The organism is Achromobacter sp. K91, assembly GCF_003576205.1.
Lineage (GTDB): Bacteria > Pseudomonadota > Gammaproteobacteria > Burkholderiales > Burkholderiaceae_B > Achromobacter > Achromobacter aegrifaciens.
Window position 1 is genome coordinate 282,821 of the sequence record NZ_QWFB01000026.1, and the last position, 18,293, is coordinate 301,113.

Consider the following 18,293-nt stretch of genomic DNA (forward strand, 5'->3'; position numbering starts at 1 on the left):
GCCGTCCTACATGCGGAACACGCCGAACTTGGTGTCCTCGATGGGCGCGTTCAAGGCCGCCGACAAGGCCAGGCCCAGCACGCGGCGCGTGTCGGCCGGGGCGATGATGCCGTCGTCCCACAGCCGCGCGGTGGCGTAGTAGGGATGGCCTTCGCGTTCGTACTGTTCGCGGATCGGCGCCTTGAAGGCGGTTTCCTCATCGGCCGACCACTGACCGCCGCGGGCCTCGATGCCGTCGCGCTTGACCGTGGCCAAGACGCTCGCGGCCTGTTCGCCGCCCATGACCGAGATGCGGGCGTTGGGCCACATGAACAGCATGCGCGGCGAATAGGCGCGGCCGCACATGCCGTAGTTGCCAGCGCCGAACGAACCGCCGATCAGCACGGTGAACTTGGGCACGTTGGCGGTGGCCACCGCCGTCACCATCTTGGCGCCGTGGCGGGCGATGCCTTCGTTTTCGTACTTGCGGCCGACCATGAAGCCGGTGATGTTCTGCAGGAACACCAGCGGGATCTTGCGCTGCGCGCACAGTTCGATGAAGTGCGCGCCCTTCTGCGCGGACTCCGAGAACAGGATGCCGTTGTTGGCCACGATGCCCACGGGCATACCGTGGATGTGGGCGAAGCCGGTGACCAGCGTGGGGCCGAAGCGCGCCTTGAATTCGTCGAACTCGGAGCCGTCCACGATGCGCGCGATGACCTCGCGCACGTCATAGGGCTTGCGCGTGTCGGCGGGAATGATGCCGTTGAGTTCGCTGGGGTCGTAACGCGGCTCGCGCACGGGTATGGTGGCCAGCGGCTGCGGCTTCTTGCGGTTCAGGCGCGCGACGGCGTTGCGCGCCAGTTGCAGCGCATGCATGTCGTTGGCGGCCAGGTGGTCGACCACGCCGGACAGGCGTGTGTGCACGTCGCCGCCGCCCAGGTCTTCGGCGCTGACTTCTTCGCCGGTGGCGGCCTTCACCAGCGGCGGGCCCCCCAGGAAGATGGTGCCCTGATTCTTGACGATGATGGACTCGTCGCTCATGGCGGGCACGTAGGCGCCGCCGGCGGTGCAGGAGCCCATCACCACGGCGATCTGCGAAATGCCCTGCGCGGACATCTGCGCCTGGTTGTAGAAGATGCGGCCGAAGTGTTCGCGGTCGGGGAAGACCTCGTCCTGCTGCGGCAGGTTGGCGCCGCCCGAATCCACCAGGTAGACGCAGGGCAGATGGTTCTGCGCGGCGATTTCCTGCGCGCGCAGATGCTTCTTGACCGTCATCGGGTAGTAGGTGCCGCCCTTGACCGTGGCGTCGTTGCAGACGATCACGCATTCCGTGCCGGCCACGCGGCCGATGCCGGTGATGACGCCGGCGCCGGGGGCTTCACCGCCGTACATGCCGTGCGCCGCCATCGGCGACAGTTCCAGGAACGGCGTGCCCGGATCGATCAGGTGCTCGACGCGGTCGCGCGGCAGCAGCTTGCCGCGCGCCACGTGCTTGGCGCGAGCGGCTTCGCTGCCGCCCAGCGCGGTATGGGCCAATTGCTGATTCAGATCGTCCAGCTGCGCCTGCATGGCCTGCGCATTGTCGGTGTAGTCCTGCGACCGCGGATTGATGCGGGATTCGATGATGGGCATGGGGTTCCACCCGTCCTGCTTGTTGGAAATTTGAAGGCGCTCGTGGAGCGGTTTGTCTCGCTGCCCGGTGGGCCGGGCATTCTTGTCGGTTAGGGGCACCGAAGAGGGATTTCGTTGCGCCTTTCCTGTACGGCGCGCGACCGACCCGTCGCGCTACGACGCCATGCAAGAAAGGCGCAGCGGAATCCATCGAAAGCCGGGAGGCCGAAGCCTCCCGGCGTTGCGTCAGACCATCTCGATCGCCATGGCGACGGCTTCGCCGCCGCCGATGCACAGCGTGGCTACGCCGCGCTTGCCGCCGGTCTTGCGCAGCGCGCCGACCAGGGTGGCCATCAGGCGGGCGCCGGACGCGCCGATCGGGTGGCCCAGGGCGGTGGCGCCGCCGTGGACGTTGACCTTGTCATGCGGCAGCTTGAAGTCGGCCATGGCAGCCATGGTGACCACCGCGAAGGCTTCGTTGATTTCGTAGAGGTCCACGTCCTCGGCCTTCCAGCCGGTCTTGGCGAACAGGTTCTTCAGCGCGCCCACGGGGGCGGTGGTGAACCAGTTCGGCTCTTGCGAGTGCTGGCTGTGGGCGACGATGCGGGCCAGGGGCTTGACGCCCAGCTTTTCCGCGGTGGAGGCACGCATCAGCACCATGGCGGCGGCGCCGTCGGAGATCGACGAGGAGTTGGCGGCGGTGACGGTGCCGTCCTTCTTGAAGGCGGGCTTGAGCGTGGGGATCTTTTCCGGCATGGCCTTGGTGGGGGCTTCGTCGGTGTCGATCACGGTGTCGCCCTTGCGGCCGGCCACGGTCACGGGGGCGATTTCCCACTTGAAGCTGCCGTCTTCCGACGCGGCGCGGGCGCGGCGCAGCGATTCCAGCGAGAACGCGTCCTGCTGTTCGCGGGTGAAGGAATACTTGGCGGCGCAGTCCTCGGCGAACACGCCCATGGCCTTGCCCTTGTCGTAGGCGTCTTCCAGGCCGTCCAGCGCCATGTGGTCATACACGGTGTTGTGGCCGTAGCGGTAGCCCTGGCGGCCCTTGAGCAGCAGGTAGGGCGCGTTGCTCATGCTTTCCTGGCCGCCGGCGACGACGATGTTGGCGCTGCCCGCGGCCAGCAGATCATGGCCGAACATGGCGGCCTTCAGGCCCGAACCGCAGACCTTGTGGATGGTGGTGCAAGCCACGCCCAGCGGCAGGCCGGCACCCAGCGCTGCCTGGCGCGCCGGGGCCTGGCCCTGGCCGGCCTGCAGCACGTTGCCCATGATGACTTCTTCGACTTGCTCGGGCTTGATGCCGGCGCGTTCGACGGCGGCCTTGATGGCGATCGAGCCCAGCTCGTGCGCGGCCAGGCCGGACAAGGCGCCCAGCATGCCGCCCATGGGCGTGCGGGCGACGGAAACGATGACGATGGGATCTGACATGGCTAGCTCCTGTGAGGGTCGGGACAGCTCTGGGGTTACGAGGCCGCGGGTTCGCCCGTAGGGCGTTCCGGACGCAGGCGTCTGTCCGTATCGTAAGGGAAAAATTCTTCAATCCGGCCCTGCGCCACATGGGCGCGGCAGGCCTGCCACCACTCCGGTTCCAGCAGGTCGGAATGGTGACGCATGAAGGCGCCGCGCACGCGCGGGTCGCCTAGCAGAAAGCGTCCGAATTCTTCGGGAAAGACATCATTCGGGCCGATGGCATACCAGGGTTCGGACGCCAGCTCCGCCTCTTCGTTGGGGGCGGGCGGAATGCGCCGGAAATTCATTTCTGTCATGCGCTGGATTTCGTCGTAATCGTAGAAAACGACCCGGCCCAGGCGCGTGACGCCGAAGTTCTTGTAAAGCATGTCCCCGGGGAAAATATTGGCCGCCGCCAGTTGGCGGATGGCGTCCCCGTATTCGCGCACGGCCGGGTCCAGCAGCGCATCCGACGCCTGGCGCAGGTAGATGTTCAGCGGGGTCATGCGCCGTTCGATGTAGACATGGCGGATGACCACCGTGTCGCCGGTTTCCTCTATCAGGCTGGGCACCAGCCGGCGCAATTCTTCCAGCAGCGCGGGTGCAAAGCGCGCGCGCGGCAGCGCCACCTGTGAGTATTCCCAGGTGTCGGCCATGCGGCCGACGCGATCGTGCAGCTTCACCATCTGGTACTTGCGGCGCACGGTGGCATGGTCCATGCCGTCCTTGTCGATGCGGTCCTTGATGAGCTTGAACACGTAGGGATAGGACGGCAGCGTGAACACGCACATCACCATGCCCTTGATGCCGGGGGCGATGTCGAAGGCGTCGCGCGAATGGGCCAGGTGGTGCAGGAAGTCGCGGTAGAACAGCGTCTTGCCCTGCTTCTGCAGGCCGATCATGGTGTAGAGCTCGGCCTTGGGCTTGCGTGGCAGCAGGCTGGACAGGAAATTCACCACCGCGGCCGGCGTTTCCATGTCCACCAGGAAATAGGCGCGAGTGAAGCTGAACAGCGTGCTCAGGTCGTCGGCGCCCAGCAGCAGCGCGTCCAGCACGACCTGGCCCGCCGGGTTGCGCATCAGCGCCACCGCAAAGGGATACACCGTGCCCTGGTTGATCAAGCGGCCGACGATGTAGGCGCCCTTGTTGCGGAAGAACAGCGAGCCCAGCGCGTGGATCTGGCAGTCGCTGGCGATGCGGCGGCCGACGTGGCGCGGCAGTATCGCGCGCAACTGCTTGACCGCGGCGCGCGCCAGCAGCCGGGTGTCGCGGGGCAGGTCTTCGAAGGGCAGCGCCAGCCCGAAGTCCGCCACCATGCGGATCAGGCTTTTTTCCAGCCCGTCGGTGGTGGGGTAATACACCCGGTACGAGGGGATGCTGCTGTCCAGGTAGTCGGTGGCGATGGCCGGGCGGACGAACAGGAAGGCGTTGTGGAAATAATCGCGGTGCAGGATGCGGCAGGACACCGAGTTGAAAAACGTCTCGGCGCATTCGGGCTGGCGGTGGTCGCCCAGCAGGCCCACGAATTCCTGTTTGATCTGCTGCCAGAACGCGGTCTGCTCGTCGCTCAGGTTGGGTGCTGCGCTACCGTTGGCGCCCACCGCGCCTTCGGGGCGGCCGCGCAGCACGCCTTCCAGTTGGGTGGCGCATTCGCGCACCCGCATGTCGTAGTACTCGATGCGCTCGCGCGACAGGCGCTGGATGCCGTGCCAGTCGCCGGATTCGAACAGCGCCTTGGCGCGCTGGGCGCTGTAGCGGAACAGCGCGTAATGGCGGTCGAAGCCCGCCAGGATCAGCCGTGCGACGTCCAGCGGCGAGGGGCCCGGAGCGGGCGCCTGCTCGATGTGCTGGACGTCGGACATGCGGATCATGGCGGCGTCGCTCAGGCGGTTTCGTTGAACAGTTCGCGGCCGATCAGCATGCGGCGGATTTCGCTGGTGCCGGCCCCGATTTCGTACAGCTTGGCATCGCGCCACAGGCGGCCCACCGGGTATTCGTTGATGTAGCCGTTGCCGCCCAGGATCTGCACGCCCTCGCCCGCCATCCAGGTGGCTTTTTCGGCGGTGTACAGGATCAGCGCGGCGCAGTCCTTGCGCACCTGGCGCACGTGCTCGGCGCCCAGGCGGTCCAGGTTCTTGCCGACCTGGTAGCAGAAGGCGCGGCTGGCCTGCAGCGTGGTGTACAGGTCCGCGACCTTGCCCTGGATCAGCTGGAATTCGCCGATGGCCTGGCCGAACTGCTTGCGGTCATGGATATAGGGGACGACCACGTCCATCACGGCCTGCATGATGCCCACCGGGCCGCCAGACAGCACCGCGCGTTCATAGTCCAGGCCGCTCATCAGCACCTTGACGCCGCCGTTGACCTGGCCCAGCACGTTCTCTTCCGGGATTTCGCAGTCCTGGAACACCAGTTCGCCGGTATGGCTGCCGCGCATGCCCAGCTTGTCCAGCTTTTGCGCCACGGAAAAGCCCTTGAAGCCCTTTTCCACCAGGAAGGCGGTAATGCCGCGCTGGTGCGCCTCGGGATCGGTCTTGGCGTAGACCACCAGGGTGTCGGCGTCCGGGCCGTTGGTGATCCACATCTTGGTGCCGTTCAGCACGTAGCGGTCGCCCTTCTTGTCGGCGCGCAGCTTCATGCTGACCACGTCGGAACCGGCGCCCGGCTCGCTCATGGCCAGGGCGCCCACGTGTTCGCCAGAAATCAGCTTGGGCAGGTACCTGGCTTTCTGGGCGGCGGTGCCGTTGCGGTTGATCTGGTTCACGCACAGATTGGAGTGCGCGCCGTAGGACAGGCCGATGGAGGCGCTGGCGCGGGAGATTTCCTCCATCACGACCATATGGGCCAGATAGCCCATGTTGGCGCCGCCATATTCCTCGTCGGCCGTCATGCCCAGCACGCCGAGTTCGCCGAATTTGCGCCAGAGGTCCATGGGGAACTGGTCGCTGCGGTCGACTTCTGCGGCGCGCGGCGCGATCTCGGCCAGTGCGAAATTACGCACCGCGTCGCGCAGCATGTCCAGATCTTCGCTCAGGTCGAAGTTCAGGCCGGGAAGGTTCATCGCTGTCTCCGTGATAGTAGGTACTTACTATTTTGTGGGCGCCCGTGTCCGGCGCCAGCTTGCCGCGCGTGGCTCATGATGCGCCGATCGGCCATCGCCGCGCAATGATGCACCGCAAATATTACGTTTACGTAAACGTAAATTGGAGTCGGGTTATCCCTAGGTAATTCAGCCCTGCCCAGGGAGTTGCGCTGAGTAAGATGCCAGCCGATCCTTGAATCCTGAATCATTGCGATGGAGTCTGCCGTGCTCGAACTATCCAACCTGGACGAAATTGTGGCGCTGCGGCGCGACATCCACATGCATCCGGAGCTTTGCTACGAAGAGCACCGCACGGCTAAGGTGGTGGCGGACACGCTGCGCGGCTGGGGCATCGAGACCCACACCGGCATCGCCAAGACCGGCGTGGTCGGCGTGATCAAGCGCGGCACGTCGGATCGCGCCATCATGTTGCGCGCCGACATGGACGCGCTGCCCATGCAGGAAGAGAACCAGTTCGAGCACCGCTCGCGCCACGACGGCAAGATGCACGGCTGCGGCCATGACGGCCACACCGCCATGCTGCTGGCCGCCGCGCGCCATCTGCAGGCCGAAGGCGGCTTCGACGGCACCGTGTACCTGTGTTTCCAGCCGGCCGAGGAAGGCGGCGCGGGCGGCCGGGCCATGATCCAGGACGGCCTGTTCGAGCGCTTCCCCTGCGAAGCCGTGTTCGGCCTGCACAACTGGCCGGGGCTGCCCGCCGGATCCATCGGCGCTTGTTCCGGTCCGATGATGGCGGCCGCCAACGGTTTCAAGATCACCGTGCGCGGCAAGGGCGGCCATGCGGCCGCGCCGCAGGACTGCAGCGATCCGGTGCCGGCGCTGTTCGCCATCGGCCAGTCGTTGCAGACCATCCTCACGCGCAGCAAGCGTCCGCTGGACGCCGCCGTGCTGTCGATCACCCAGGTGCAGGCCGGCGGCAGCGTGATCAACGTCATTCCCAACAGCGCCTGGCTGGGTGGCTCGGTACGCGCTTACAGCACCGCGGTGGTCGACCTGATTGAACGCCGCATGAACGAGATCGCCGGCAACATCGCCGCCGCGCACGGCTGCGAGGCCGACGTGTTCTTCGAACGCCGCTATCCGGCGCTGGTGAACACCGTGGCTGAAACCGAGTTCTGCATGGAAGTCATGCGCGAGGTCGTGGGCGAGGACAAGGCAATGGTGATCGAGCCGGCCATGGCCTCGGAAGATTTCGCCTTCCTGCTGCAGGAAAAGCCCGGCTGCTACGTGTTCCTGGGCAACGGCGACGGCGAGCACCGCATGGCCGGCCACGGCCTGGGTCCCTGCATGCTGCACAACGCCAGCTACGACTTCAATGACTCCCTGATTCCGGCTGGCGCGTCGTACTGGGTACGCCTGGCGCAACGCTATCTGGCCTGATGTGCTTCACGCCTTTCGTTTTATCTGACGCAGTGCCACGCAACATTACCAGGACGATATGAAAAAGAAGACATTGCTGATCAAGGCCGCGGGGGCGGCCTTGGCAATCATGGCCAGCGGCGCCATGGCGCAAAACTGGCCGGCCAAGCCCGTGACGCTGGTCGTGCCCTACACCGCCGGCGGCAGCGCCGATGCGATCGGACGCCGCCTGGGCGACGTCCTGCGCAAGGAAAGCAACGTAACCGTCATCGTCGAGAACAAGCCGGGTGCGGGCGCCTCCGTCGGCACCGACTTCGTGGCACGCGCACAGCCGGACGGCACCACGCTGCTGCTGGCCTCCACCAGCCCGCTGACGATCTTCCCGCATCTGGCCAAGACCAACTATGACCCGATGAAGGACCTGACGCCCGTGGCCAGCGTGGCGGTAGCGCCCGTCGCCATCGTCGCCACCAAGGCGCTGCCGGTGAAGGACTTCGCCGGCTTGATCGACTACGCCAAGTCGCATCCCGACGGCGTGCGCTACGGCACGCCGGGCCAGGGCACCGTGGCCCACATCGGCATGTCGGCCGTCACGGCGCAGACCGGCACCAAGATGCTGCACGTGCCTTACCGCGGCAACAGCCAGGCGCTGACCGACGGTTTGGGCGGCGTGGTCGAGCTGCTGGTGGTCAATAGCGACGTGGTGCTGCCGCACGTTGCCAGCGGTGCGCTCAAGCCGCTGGCCGTGATGGCGCCCGAGCGCCTGGCCGCCTGGCCGGACGTGCCCACCATGGCGGAACTGAAGATGCCGCAGGCGCAGTACTACTCCAACTTCGGCGTGTTCGCGCCGGCCAATCTGCCGCCGGCCGTCGCGCAGCCGCTGCAGGCCGCCTTGGCCAAGGCGGTGGCCAGCGCCGAATTCCAGGAACTGCTGGCCAAGTCCTACCTGCAACCGGGCACCGCCACGGGCGAGGCCTTCGCCAAGCAGGTGCAGGCGGAATTCGCGAACAACGCGCGAGTCATCAAGGAAGGCAACATCAAGGCCGAATAAGCTCTGCCTGGCAAAAAAGCGCGCGACCCCTGGGGGTTAGGCGCGCTTTTTTTTTGAGCCGGCCCAAGACCGCGGACGCTTCGAGAGGCTTGCCGCAGCCTACGCGCTGCGCGGCCCGAACATGATCACCATCATTCCGGCCAGGCACAGCCCCACGCCCAGCCAGTCGCTCATGCTGGGCCGCACGCCGTCCACGGCCCACAGCCACAGCAGCGCCATGCCGATATAGACGCCGCCATATGCCGCGTAGACGCGGCCCGAAGCCGTGGGGTGCAGCGTCAGCAGCCAGGCGAACAGCGCCAGGCTGGCGGCCGCCGGCGCAAGCAGCCAGATGGAATGGCCTTTGCGCAGCCAAAGATAAGGCAGATAGCAGCCGACGATCTCGGCCAGCGCCGTCAGGATGAACAGCGCGAGGGTTTGCAGGGCGCCCATGCGCGTCCCGCTAGGGCTTTTGCGCGAGCAGCTCGCGGCATTGCTGTTCCTGCTGCGCGATCTCGCGCAGGGTATCCTCGATGTCGCGGCGTTGCTGTTCCAGCGTGGAGCGGTGCTGTTCCAGCACGCTCAGGTACTGGCGCAGCTGGACCGCGGTGTCGCCCGGCCCGTCGTACATGTCGATCAAGGTCAGGATCTCGGACAATTGCAGGCCCAGGCGCTTGCCGCGCAGGGCCAGCTTCAGGCGCGTGCGGTCGCGCGGCCCGAAGATGCGGTTGCGTCCTTCGCGCGCCGGGCTGACGATCCCCTGGTCTTCATAGAAGCGGATCGTGCGGGGCGTGACGTCGAACTCGCGCGAGAGTTCAGAGATGGTCCAGGTTGACGGGGACATGCGGCGTGTGGCAGTTTACGTAAACGTAAATTATGATGACTTGACCCAATCGTCAAGCGTGGAGGAGAGGCAATGAATCCGAACGAACAGAAACTGCAGTACCCCTGGGCCGATTTCCAGCCCGAAGCCGGCCGTTCGCACGTGGTGGCGGATGGGGTCAAGTGGATCAGGATGCCTCTGCCGTTCGCGCTGGATCATATCAACCTCTGGCTGCTGCGCGACAACATCGACGGCCGCGACGGCTGGACCATCGTCGACTGCGGCATTACCCGCGATGAAGTGAAGACGCTGTGGGAACGAGTATTCGAGACCGAACTCGAAGGCCTGCCGGTGCTGCGCGTGATCGTCACCCACATGCATCCCGACCACATCGGCCTGGCGCACTGGTTGTGCGAACGCTGGAATGCGCCCCTGTGGATGACGATGACGGACTTCATGGTGGCCTCGCTGTGGTCGTCGCGCCGCGGCGAAGCCGGCGGCGGCCCGGGCGGCCAATCGGCGGTGGACCACTTCGCGCGCCATGGCCTGACTGACCTCGACGCGCAGGAGCAGATCCGCCAGCGCGCCAATTACTACCCCAACCTGGTGCCGGCCGTGCCCGCGCGCTACACCCGCATCCTGCATGGCGACGCGGTGCGCATCGGCGGGCGCGACTGGCGCGTCATCGTGGGCTATGGCCACGCGCCTGAACACGCGTCGCTGTATTCCGCCGACCTGCGCGTGCTGATCTCCGGCGACATGGTGCTGCCGCGCATTTCCACCAACGTCAGCGTGTTCGACTACGAGCCCGACGCCAATCCCCTGCCGCTGTATCTGCGTTCGCTGGATGGCTACGCCGACCTACCCGAAGACACGCTGGTGCTGCCTTCGCACGGCCGGCCTTTCAAGGGTCTGCACGAGCGCATCGCGCAACAGCACGAACACCACCGCGACCGCCTGGCGGAAGTGCTGGAAGCCTGTGCGGTCCAGCCGCAATCGACCACCGACATCGTGCCGGTGCTGTTCAAGCGCAAGCTCGACCTGCACCAGCTGACCTTCGCCATGGGCGAAGCGCTGGCGCACCTGCATGCGCTGTATTTCGAAGGCAAGCTCAAGCGCGCGCTGGGCGCGGACGGCATCATGCGGTTTTCGGCTGCCTGAGCGCCGTCTCAGTCCAGCGTTACGCCCGTGTCGGCGTTCAGCTTGAGGATGATCGGAAGATAGGTCTGGTACTCGGCCAGGGCTTCGTCGGGCAGGTTCCCGATCGGTTCCAGGTCCATCGCGAGCAGCCTGTCGCGGACCTCGGGGCTCTGCACCGTAGCGCTGACCTCGCGACTCAGCTGCTCGACGACGTGTGCGGGCGTTTGGGCCGGGGCCAGCAGCGTCGTCGGTGCAATGGCCCGGTAAGCGTCATCGTGGTAGCCCGACTCGGCCATGCTTGGGACGTCCGGCAGGCTGCTGATTCGCTTGCTGCCGAGCACGGCCAGGGCCCGTATCTTGCCGGTGGCAAGGGGCTGCTTGAGCGTGAACACGGAGGCCAGGGCAACGTCGATCTGGCCGCCAAGCAACGCCGTCATGATCGGCAGCTCGCCCTTGTAGGGTACGTTCAGGATGTTGATGCCGTAGGTCTTGTTCATGTAGTGCTGAATGAGGTGCGGTGTGGAGCCTGGTCCCCACGATCCCATTCGGAGCGCGCCTGGTTCCTTTCTTGCATACGCGATCAGCTCATCGATGTTCCTGACGGGTAACGCACTGTTGATCACGATCACTCCCGTACCCTTGGCGATATCGGAGACCGGCCGCAACTCGGTGCGCGGATCGTAGGGCAGCTTCTTGAAGAGCACCAGGTTGGCGGTGATCGGGGAGGCCAGCGTCAACAGCAAGGTGTAGCCGTCCGGGGCCGATTTGGCGACGTAATTGGTCGCGATGATGCCGCTTGCGCCAGGCTTGTTCTCCACGAGCACGGGCTGGCCGAGCCGCTTGCACAGGCCTTCGGCAACCGAGCGTGCGATGGTATCGACCTGCCCGCCGACCTGGTAAGGCACGATCAGATGCAAGGGCCTGGTTGGATAGTCGGTCTGGGCGCGCGCGGACAAGGGCAGGATAGCCAGCGCGGCGGCAAGCAATCCGACCCGTGTGGCAACCGCCGCCAGCGCTTGGGCAGCGGGTTTCCAGTACAAATGTTTGTTTTGCTTCATGGCCACTCTCCTTGCGCCGCAAGAGGTGGCTATCGGCGTCCATGCCTAGGCCTGTGTTGGGGCGGTGCGGCAATCTTGGACTGTGGGCGCCGGTCCGCAAACTGCAAATTCCGCATGTACATATGGGAAATACACAGGGCGCGCGCAGCGCAGGTGGGTCGGGAAGGGTTTTCGCCGCCTCTTCAACGCGAGGCGGTCGCCAGCCGCACGGCCAACCCGACAAACACCAGCGCGGCGATCCGGTTCAACCAGCGCTTGGCCGTCACCGAACGCTGCAGCAGTTCCCCGAACGCGCCCGAGAAGAACGCGATGGCGCCGAACACCAGCAGCGTGGACACCATGAACACCGCGCCCAGCTGCATGGTCTGCAAGCCCACGCGGCCCAGCGCCGGTGAGGTGAACTGCGGCAGGAAGGCGAAGAAGAACAGCAGGACCTTGGGATTGGTCAGGTTCATCACGATGCCGCGGCGATACAGCGCACCGGGCTTCATGGGTTCGGGGCGCTTGCCGTCCTCGGGTTCGACCGGCGCGCGCAGGATCTGCCATGCCAGATAGGCCAGGTAGGCGGCGCCCGCAAGCTTCAGCACGGTGAAGGCCATGGGCGAGGCCGCGAACACGGCCGCCAGCCCAACGGCCACGGCGGCCGTATGCCCCAGCAGCCCCGTGCACAGCCCCAGCACCACGAACATGCCGGCCTTGCGTCCCCAGATGGCGGATTGCATCAGCACGAACAGGTTGTCCGGCCCTGGAGTCAGGGCCAGCAGGACGGCAATGCCGAAGAATGCGATCAGGGTGTCGATGGGCAGCATGGGGGTCGCCTGGAACGGTTCGACCGGCTTCGGAAGGCCGGAAGTGGCATCATAAAGGGAAAGACGTGCCCATCATGCATGCCGCATGCGTCCCTGGCGGGGCGTGTGCGACCCGATCAGGAGAGACAGCCGCCATGCCACCATCCGCCATGCCGCATTCCCCGCAGCCCTTGCAGGCCGCCGACGCACGCCCCGATGCCGCGCTCGAGGCGTGGCTGCATGCGCGCCACAGCTGCCGCGCCTTCCTGCCCGAACCGGTCGGGCGCGGCACCATCGAGCGCATCCTGGATCTGGCGCAGCGCGCCGCGTCCTGGTGCAACTGCCAGCCCTGGCAGGTGACGATCACCGAAGGCGCGGGTACGGAACGCCTGCGCGACGCGCTGCAACGCCGCGCGGAGCAGTCTGGCTTTACGCCGGATTTTCCGTTTCCGCGCGAGTATCAGGGCGAGTACCTGGCCCGTCGGCGCGAATCAGGCTTCCAGCTGTATGGCGCGGTCGGCGTGGCGCGCGGCGACCGCGAGGCATACCGCCGCCAGGAAATGCGCAATTTCCAGCTGTTCGACGCGCCGCACGTGGCCATCATCACCACCGACGAGGCGCTGGGCGAATACGGCGCGATGGATTGCGGCGGCTATGTGGCCAATTTCCTGCTGGCGGCCCAGGCCAATGGCGTGGCGACCGTCGCCCAGGCATCCCTGGCCATGTACCCGGAAGTGCTGCGCGAGGAACTCGGCATCGCCGCGGGCCGCCGCGTGGTCTGCGGCATTTCCTTCGGTTATGCCGACACGGCGCACCCCGCCAACAGCTATCGCACCAGCCGCGCCCCGCAATCCGAAACCGTTACCTGGATCGGCGAATAGGGACAGGCTGCGCCTGGCCTGATATGGTTCATCCTGATCGCTTTTATTCCGCCCCTGTCCATACGCAAGCAGTCCACTGAAGATGCCCACCAAACACATCGATACGCTTCTGCAGCACGCAGGCACCGCCCCGTTCAACCCTGAAACCGGCACGGCGCCGGTGCCCCTGCCGCCGATGCGGGCCAGCACGGTGCGCTTCGAGAACCTCGCTGCGCTTGAAAAGGCCCAGCGCGACAAGGCGGCAGGCGGCCGCGCCTCCACCTACGGGCGCATGGGCATGGACACGCATGCGGCGCTGGAAGAAGTCTTCACCCAGCTCGAAGGCGGTACGCATTGCTACCTGGCGTCCTCGGGCCTGTCGGCGATGACCATGGTCATGATGGCCCTGTGCTCGGCCGGCGACCACGCACTGATCTCGGACTGCGTCTATGGTCCGATGCGCGAACTCGACGACGCGGTGCTCAAGCGCATGAACATCGAGATCACCTACTTCGCGGCTGGCGAGGATCTCGAAGCGCTGGTGCGTCCCAACACCAAGCTGCTGTACGTGGAGTCGCCGGGCTCGCTGTTGTTCGAGATGCTGGACATGGGCGCCATGGCCGCTTTCGCGCAGAGCCACGGGCTGGTGCTGGCCACCGACAACACCTGGGGTTCGGGCTACATCTACCGTCCGCTGACGCTGGGCGCGCAGGTGTCTGTCATCGCCGGCACCAAGTACGTGGGCGGGCATTCGGACCTGATGCTGGGCGCCGTCGTCACCAATGACGAACAGATAGCCCGCAAGCTCAACCGCACGCAGTACGCCATGGGCTATTCGATCAGCGCTGACGACGCCTGGCTGGCCTTGCGCGGGGTGCGCACCATGCCCATCCGCATGGCCCAGCATGCGCGCCATGCCTTGCAGGTGTGCGAGTTCTTCAAGAGCCGTCCCGAGACCGTGCGCCTGTTCCACCCGGCCTGGCCGCAGGATCCCGGCCACGCCCTGTGGCAGCGCGATTGCACTGGCTCCAATGGCATGCTGTCCGTCGAGCTGCGCCTGTCGCCGGCGGCGGCGCGCGTGTTCGTGGATTCACTGACGCTTTTCGGCATCGGCTTTTCCTGGGGCGGCTACGAAAGCCTGGTGCAGCTGGTGTCGGGCAAGGACCTGGCCAAGCACCGCTACTGGGGCGAAGGCGACAACGCCCTGGTGCGGCTGCATATCGGCCTGGAATCGCCGGACGACATCATTGCCGACCTGACCCAGGCGCTGGAAAAAGCCGCGGCCGTCCAGGGCTGAACGACGCAAGGCGCGGCGGCCTCAGGCGGCCGCGCTACGTATCCACGCGCCGATGCGCGCGGCGATGTCGTCGCTGTTGTCGTCCATCATGGGCATGTGCGAATTGCCGGCAATGCCCATGTCGGCCAGGCGCCAGGTTTGTACGCGGGCGCCTTGGCGCGCCAGCTCATCGGCATAGGCCTGGCCGGTGGCGCACAGCTTTTCCCATAGCGGCGTCGCGTCCAGGTAGTCGCCATAGACGAACAGAAAGGGCTTGTCCGCCACGGCTTGGGCCGTCACCTCGGACGAGTAGCCCGAGGGTTCGATGCCGATGACGCCGCGCACCAGGTCCGGCCGCGCATGCAACGCGCGGTAGGCGACTTCGCCGCCGTGGCTGTGCGCCATCACCAGGCACGGTCCGACGCGGTCGAGCACCGCGCAGAATCCCCGTAGGGCCGCATCGTTATTGCCCAGCCAGCGCGGTACCGCGTGGCGGATGAATTCGTCGAACGCGGCGACCGGAAAGCGCTGCCCTTCGAACGCGCGTCGCGCCGCGTAGTCTTCGGCGCGGCCAAAGCGGAACAGCGTCCAGCTTTCCTCGGCATTGCGGATGATGGGCGGCTCGGGCCAGACCTGCGTGAACGGGGCCCAGCCTGCGCGGCCACGCTCGACGTTGTCCACGACGTACACCGCATGTCCCTGCCGCAGAAAGTGCTGCATCCAGCCGGGCCTGCCGTCGGGCGTCTGCTCCCACATCGCGCCCGTCATGCCGCCGCCATGCAGCAGCACGATGGGCAGCGGATGCGCCAGGCGCGCCGGGATGAAGTACTGCACGTAGGCCTGCTCGAAGTGATACAGGCCGTTGGGGTCATACGCCAGCGATGCGCTCTGCGTGAAGGCGATCTCGCGCGGCGGCAGGCCGTCGATACGCACCTGCCGCCCGCCCGCGTAGAAGCTGCCGAAGTCGGCCAGGGCCACTGCCTCGGGCGGCGCTTGCGTCATGGCTTGACCAGAGGACATTGGCTTTCCGACAAGGGCCAGGCCAGCGCCGCGCCAGGAATGTTGCGCACGATGTTGTAGTAGTCCCAGGGCGCCTTGGACTGCGCCGGCGTCTTGACCTGTGCCAGCATCATGTCGCGCACCACCAGGCCGTCTTCGCGGATGCGCGCGTTCAGGCTGAACGGGTCGTCGATGGGCAGCGATTTCATCTTTGCCATGACGGCATCGGCGTCCACCGTGCCTGCCGCCTTCACGGCTTGCAGGTAATGGCGCACCGAGCCGTAGACGCCTGCCTGCAGGAAGGTGGGCGGACGCCCCACGCGGGCCTCGAACTTCTTGGCGAAGGCGCGCGTGCCGTCGTTCATGTCCCAGTAGGACGGCACGGTCAGGTAGGTTTTCTGCGCGGCTTGCAGGCCCAGGCTGTGCACGTCGGTGATCAGCAGCAGCATGGCCGCCAGCTGCTGCGCGCCGCCGATGCCGAATTCCGCGGCCTGCTTGATGGCCGAGATGGTGTCGCCGCCCGCGTTGGCGATGGCGATGATCTGCGCCTTGGAGGCCTGCGCCTGCAACAGGAAGGATGCGAAGTCCGACGCGTTCAGCGGGTGGTAGACGGTGCCGACGACCTCGCCGCCGTTGGCCTTGACCACGGCCTCGGTGTCGGCCGCCAGCTGCTTGCCAAAGGCGTAGTCGGACGCCAGGATGAACCAGCGCTTGTTGCCCTCGTTGACCACGGCGGTCGCGGTGCCGCGCGACAACGCGTAGGTGGTGTAGGTCCATTGCACGCCGTAGGGCGAGCACTGCGCCTGGGTCAGCGCGGTGGTGCCAGGACTGGAGAACAGCACCAGTTTCTTCTTGTCGCGCGCGATGCCCTGCACCGCCAGCGCGACCGACGAGTTGGGCACGTCCACGATCACGTCCACGCCGTCGGTGTCGTACCACTTGCGCGCCATGCCGCTGCCGATGTCGGGCCGGTGCTGGTGGTCGCCCGAGACCAGCGAAATCGGCTTGCCCAGCAGGGTGCCGCCCATTTCCTCGATGGCCAGGCGGGCGGCTTCGACCGAGCCGCGGCCGGTGGCGTCGGCGGTGACGCCCGCCATGTCCGTGAGTACGCCGATCTTCACGCCGTCGGTTTCGTTGGCTTGCGCCAGGCCGGCGGCCAGCGCCAGGCACAGGCCCAGCATCGCGCGTTTGCGCGGGAATCGCTGCTTCATTTGTCTTCCACCCATTGTGTGCCGCTGTTGCGGCGATTTGTTGTGCGGAAAGTGTAGCGCGGGCTCGGGCGGGAACCGCAAAGAAAAACGCCCCGGCCGGCAGGCTCGGGGCGTTCGGGATTCCGGCTGGAAAGTATCAGTTGCGCGCCAGCGGGATCAAGCGGGTCACTTCCTTCAGCGCGCCTTCGTAGCTGTTGCCCGCCATGACCGGCGAGGTCATGAACTTGCCGCCGACGGCGAACGACGGAGTGCCGTCGATGCGGTAGGCGTCGGCCAGCTGGGTGGCGCGCTGCACCTGCGTCTGCACGCTGAACGAATCGAAGACCGAGTCGAACTTCTCGCGGTCCACGCCCTGCGTGGCGATCCATTCGCCCATCGCCTTCTTGTCGAACAGGCGCTTGTGCTCGCCGTGGATGGCGGCAAAGACCTTGGGGTGCAGATCCGGGCGGTCCAGGGCGAGCAGCGTGTAATAGAGCTGCTGCAACGGCTTCATGCCGGCGTTGAACGCGATCGGAACCTGCTTGAGCACCACGTCCGGCGGCGCGGTCTTGGCCCAGTCTTCAACCATGGGCTCCATGGCGGCGCAGTGCGGGCAGGTGTAGGCGAAGAATTCCAGGACCTCGATCTTGCCCGGGGTGTCCGACGGCAGCGGCGGATTGATGGCGATGGACTGCTGCGTACCTTGCGCGTGGCTTGCCGGGCTGAAGAATGCCGTGGCGGTCAGCGCGGCCGCGGCCAGGATGCGGATTATCTTGGGGGACAGCATGGATGAGAGGTTCCTGAGTAAAAAGTTACAGACAGGCCCGGGGCCGGATAAGTTCAATGCTTGCGTGCGCGGCGGCCCACATTACTGGCGCACCACCGCGGTTTCGATCTTGTTCTCGCCCAGGCGGCCGCGCGCCCGGTTCATGTCGTCCAGGCGGGCAAAGGGCCCCACCCTGACCCGGTTGATGGGCTTGCCGTTCACTTCGGCCTTTTGCACCGCCACCGGCAGGCCCAGCAGGATGATGCGGGCCTTGAGGGACTCCGCGTCGTTCTCGCCCCGGAAGGCGCCAGCCTGCAGGTAATACGTGCCGTTGGCCGCGGAGGCGGTGGCGGCCGGCTTGGGAGCCGGCGCGGGCGCAGCGGCGGGGGCGGCCTTGGAGATAGGCGTGGGCGCCTGGCTGGGGGCGGCGGACGGCGCGGCCGAAGCCGCGGCGGGCGCCTTGGACGTAGGCAGGGTGGCGATCAGCGCGCCCAGGTCGTCCAGCTTGGCGGGGGTGTCATCGCCCTTGGAGGCGGCGGGTCCGCTGGCCTGGCCCGTGCCGGCCCCAGGCAGCGGCGCGGGCGCCGTGGCGGTCGGGCCGGTGGAAGGGGTGCCGGCGCCGCCGTCGCGGCCGTACAGGCCGGCGTTGGGGTCCGGCGCCTGGCGCGGGTCCGGCAGCTTGCCGTTGTCGCCCTGGCGGCTGGCCCGGTCGACGAAGGGCACTGGCGCCTTGGTGACGTAGAAGGCGACGACGGCGGCCACGATCAGGCCGATGAGCAAGCCGGCCAGCGCGCCGTACAGGGTGCTGCCGCTTTCGCCGGAGGAACGGCGGGTGGTTTTGCGCTTGGTTGCCATGAAC

At 66.5% G+C, this 18,293-nt stretch carries 17 protein-coding genes; 5 read left to right on the forward strand and 12 right to left on the reverse strand.

The annotated features are described in order from the left end of the window. Window positions 1-6 precede the first annotated feature (6 nt). The 4 genes from DXK93_RS08515 to DXK93_RS08530 form a co-directional block, all read right to left on the reverse strand. The gene (locus DXK93_RS08515; RefSeq protein WP_054455628.1) at window positions 7-1,614 is read right to left on the reverse strand and encodes a carboxyl transferase domain-containing protein; all 1,608 of its coding nucleotides are present in this window, start codon (window positions 1,612-1,614) and stop codon (window positions 7-9) included. 225 nt (window positions 1,615-1,839) lie between these two features. Then, complete coding sequence (locus DXK93_RS08520; RefSeq protein WP_054455626.1) at window positions 1,840-3,021, reverse strand: acetyl-CoA C-acetyltransferase; 1,182 nt, start codon at window positions 3,019-3,021, stop codon at window positions 1,840-1,842. Window positions 3,022-3,056: 35 nt separating this feature from the next. Then, window positions 3,057-4,913, reverse strand: coding sequence for a bifunctional isocitrate dehydrogenase kinase/phosphatase (gene aceK / locus DXK93_RS08525; RefSeq protein ID WP_119449834.1), 1,857 nt, complete (start codon window positions 4,911-4,913; stop codon window positions 3,057-3,059). A gap of 11 nt (window positions 4,914-4,924) precedes the next feature. After that, window positions 4,925-6,103 carry an isovaleryl-CoA dehydrogenase gene (locus DXK93_RS08530; protein WP_119449835.1) on the reverse strand — a complete coding sequence of 393 codons (1,179 nt, stop codon included), beginning with the start codon at window positions 6,101-6,103 and terminating at the stop codon, window positions 4,925-4,927. A gap of 246 nt (window positions 6,104-6,349) precedes the next feature. Between DXK93_RS08530 and DXK93_RS08535 the strand changes: the two genes are divergently transcribed. Together DXK93_RS08535 and DXK93_RS08540 are read left to right on the forward strand one after the other, a co-directional pair. Beyond that, on the forward strand, window positions 6,350-7,525 hold the full coding sequence (locus DXK93_RS08535) for a M20 aminoacylase family protein (protein ID WP_119449929.1): 1,176 nt from the start codon (window positions 6,350-6,352) through the stop codon (window positions 7,523-7,525). A gap of 58 nt (window positions 7,526-7,583) precedes the next feature. Then, window positions 7,584-8,555 (forward strand): tripartite tricarboxylate transporter substrate binding protein, encoded by a 972-nt coding sequence (locus DXK93_RS08540; protein WP_119449836.1) that lies wholly within the window; start codon window positions 7,584-7,586, stop codon window positions 8,553-8,555. Between the two features lie 99 nt (window positions 8,556-8,654). Here DXK93_RS08540 and DXK93_RS08545 read toward each other — a convergent pair whose 3' ends face one another. Together DXK93_RS08545 and DXK93_RS08550 are read right to left on the reverse strand one after the other, a co-directional pair. After that, on the reverse strand, window positions 8,655-8,987 hold the full coding sequence (locus DXK93_RS08545; RefSeq protein ID WP_054455615.1) for a YnfA family protein: 333 nt from the start codon (window positions 8,985-8,987) through the stop codon (window positions 8,655-8,657). 10 nt (window positions 8,988-8,997) lie between these two features. Further along, window positions 8,998-9,378 carry a MerR family DNA-binding transcriptional regulator gene (locus tag DXK93_RS08550; protein ID WP_054455614.1) on the reverse strand — a complete coding sequence of 127 codons (381 nt, stop codon included), beginning with the start codon at window positions 9,376-9,378 and terminating at the stop codon, window positions 8,998-9,000. Between the two features lie 72 nt (window positions 9,379-9,450). On the opposite strand from DXK93_RS08550, the gene DXK93_RS08555 reads away from it, so the two are divergent. Then, window positions 9,451-10,518 carry an MBL fold metallo-hydrolase gene (locus tag DXK93_RS08555; protein ID WP_119449837.1) on the forward strand — a complete coding sequence of 356 codons (1,068 nt, stop codon included), beginning with the start codon at window positions 9,451-9,453 and terminating at the stop codon, window positions 10,516-10,518. An 8-nt stretch (window positions 10,519-10,526) separates the two neighbouring features. Here the strand turns inward: DXK93_RS08555 and DXK93_RS08560 are convergent, their stop codons facing one another. Both DXK93_RS08560 and DXK93_RS08565 read right to left on the reverse strand, forming a co-directional pair. After that, window positions 10,527-11,555, reverse strand: coding sequence for a tripartite tricarboxylate transporter substrate binding protein (locus tag DXK93_RS08560; protein WP_119449838.1), 1,029 nt, complete (start codon window positions 11,553-11,555; stop codon window positions 10,527-10,529). A 182-nt stretch (window positions 11,556-11,737) separates the two neighbouring features. Further along, a complete protein-coding gene (locus tag DXK93_RS08565) occupies window positions 11,738-12,364 on the reverse strand; it encodes a LysE family translocator (protein ID WP_054455611.1) in 627 nt (208 codons plus the stop codon). 134 nt (window positions 12,365-12,498) lie between these two features. Here DXK93_RS08565 and DXK93_RS08570 point away from each other — a divergent pair, with 134 nt between their 5' ends. Both DXK93_RS08570 and metC read left to right on the forward strand, forming a co-directional pair. After that, entirely contained in the window at window positions 12,499-13,224 is a 726-nt protein-coding gene (locus tag DXK93_RS08570; RefSeq protein ID WP_119449839.1) for a nitroreductase, read from the forward strand. A gap of 82 nt (window positions 13,225-13,306) precedes the next feature. Continuing rightward, on the forward strand, window positions 13,307-14,500 hold the full coding sequence (gene metC / locus DXK93_RS08575) for a cystathionine beta-lyase (protein ID WP_054455607.1): 1,194 nt from the start codon (window positions 13,307-13,309) through the stop codon (window positions 14,498-14,500). Window positions 14,501-14,521: 21 nt separating this feature from the next. Here metC and DXK93_RS08580 read toward each other — a convergent pair whose 3' ends face one another. From DXK93_RS08580 to DXK93_RS08595, 4 genes are all read right to left on the reverse strand, one after another. After that, on the reverse strand, window positions 14,522-15,499 hold the full coding sequence (locus DXK93_RS08580; protein ID WP_192352915.1) for an alpha/beta fold hydrolase: 978 nt from the start codon (window positions 15,497-15,499) through the stop codon (window positions 14,522-14,524). After that, window positions 15,478-16,689: an ABC transporter substrate-binding protein gene (locus DXK93_RS08585; RefSeq protein ID WP_119449842.1), complete on the reverse strand. Its 1,212-nt coding sequence runs from the start codon at window positions 16,687-16,689 to the stop codon at window positions 15,478-15,480. Before DXK93_RS08585 ends, DXK93_RS08580 begins: the two co-directional genes overlap by 22 nt. Window positions 16,690-16,825: 136 nt before the next feature. Further along, window positions 16,826-17,455, reverse strand: a complete 630-nt coding sequence (locus DXK93_RS08590) for a thiol:disulfide interchange protein DsbA/DsbL (protein WP_054455603.1) — start codon at window positions 17,453-17,455, stop codon at window positions 16,826-16,828. An 81-nt stretch (window positions 17,456-17,536) separates the two neighbouring features. Continuing rightward, a complete protein-coding gene (locus tag DXK93_RS08595) occupies window positions 17,537-18,289 on the reverse strand; it encodes an SPOR domain-containing protein (RefSeq protein WP_054455601.1) in 753 nt (250 codons plus the stop codon). Window positions 18,290-18,293: the final 4 nt, after the last annotated feature.

Excerpts from the sequence above, each read along its gene's own strand:
- DXK93_RS08595 (WP_054455601.1), bottom strand. The coding sequence starts at position 18,289 with ATGGCAACCAAGCGCAAAACCACCCGCCGTTCCTCCGGCGAAAGCGGC.
- DXK93_RS08555 (WP_119449837.1), top strand. The coding sequence starts at position 9,451 with ATGAATCCGAACGAACAGAAACTGCAGTACCCCTGGGCCGATTTCCAG.
- DXK93_RS08570 (WP_119449839.1), top strand. The coding sequence starts at position 12,499 with ATGCCACCATCCGCCATGCCGCATTCCCCGCAGCCCTTGCAGGCCGCC.
- metC (WP_054455607.1), top strand. The coding sequence starts at position 13,307 with ATGCCCACCAAACACATCGATACGCTTCTGCAGCACGCAGGCACCGCC.
- DXK93_RS08540 (WP_119449836.1), top strand. The coding sequence starts at position 7,584 with ATGAAAAAGAAGACATTGCTGATCAAGGCCGCGGGGGCGGCCTTGGCA.
- DXK93_RS08520 (WP_054455626.1), bottom strand. The coding sequence starts at position 3,021 with ATGTCAGATCCCATCGTCATCGTTTCCGTCGCCCGCACGCCCATGGGC.
- DXK93_RS08530 (WP_119449835.1), bottom strand. The coding sequence starts at position 6,103 with ATGAACCTTCCCGGCCTGAACTTCGACCTGAGCGAAGATCTGGACATG.
- DXK93_RS08585 (WP_119449842.1), bottom strand. The coding sequence starts at position 16,689 with ATGAAGCAGCGATTCCCGCGCAAACGCGCGATGCTGGGCCTGTGCCTG.
- DXK93_RS08560 (WP_119449838.1), bottom strand. The coding sequence starts at position 11,555 with ATGAAGCAAAACAAACATTTGTACTGGAAACCCGCTGCCCAAGCGCTG.
- aceK (WP_119449834.1), bottom strand. The coding sequence starts at position 4,913 with ATGATCCGCATGTCCGACGTCCAGCACATCGAGCAGGCGCCCGCTCCG.
- DXK93_RS08545 (WP_054455615.1), bottom strand. The coding sequence starts at position 8,987 with ATGGGCGCCCTGCAAACCCTCGCGCTGTTCATCCTGACGGCGCTGGCC.
- DXK93_RS08580 (WP_192352915.1), bottom strand. The coding sequence starts at position 15,499 with ATGTCCTCTGGTCAAGCCATGACGCAAGCGCCGCCCGAGGCAGTGGCC.
- DXK93_RS08515 (WP_054455628.1), bottom strand. The coding sequence starts at position 1,614 with ATGCCCATCATCGAATCCCGCATCAATCCGCGGTCGCAGGACTACACC.
- DXK93_RS08565 (WP_054455611.1), bottom strand. The coding sequence starts at position 12,364 with ATGCTGCCCATCGACACCCTGATCGCATTCTTCGGCATTGCCGTCCTG.
- DXK93_RS08550 (WP_054455614.1), bottom strand. The coding sequence starts at position 9,378 with ATGTCCCCGTCAACCTGGACCATCTCTGAACTCTCGCGCGAGTTCGAC.
- DXK93_RS08590 (WP_054455603.1), bottom strand. The coding sequence starts at position 17,455 with ATGCTGTCCCCCAAGATAATCCGCATCCTGGCCGCGGCCGCGCTGACC.